The following is a 353-nucleotide window of genomic DNA, read 5'->3' as shown; positions in this document are numbered from 1 at the left end:
GTGCGCCCTTAAAAACTTGGCCACAGATGCTCGCGTCCACTGTGCAGTTCTCAAACAACGACCAGCCACCCGTCACACACCAGACAAGCTGGCGCTTCACCGGGGCCGGACCGAAGATACAGACCGTAGCCCGTACCCTCAGACACCCAACAGCGTGCCCGACCCGACCAGTTCACGTCTCGCGTTCCACGCCGAAGCAGTACTAGCGAACCCTCACCGATCGTGCCGAATAGTCAACGTTCCACCCATGAGCAACCGTACGAGACATTCGCTCGTAGTCGGCTATGTGCTCCTTAGAAAGGAGGTGATCCAGCCGCACCTTCCGGTACGGCTACCTTGTTACGACTTCGTCC

General features: G+C 58.6%; 1 rRNA gene. It reads right to left on the bottom strand.

From position 1 onward, the window contains the following. Positions 1 to 297: 297 nt before the first annotated feature. A 16S ribosomal RNA gene (locus tag ACSNOK_RS33585) occupies positions 298 to 353 on the bottom strand; the annotation flags it as partial.

The organism is Streptomyces sp. URMC 126 (genome assembly GCF_051386555.1).
Classification (GTDB): domain Bacteria; phylum Actinomycetota; class Actinomycetes; order Streptomycetales; family Streptomycetaceae; genus Streptomyces.
This window is presented reverse-complemented; position numbering and strand designations above follow the sequence as displayed.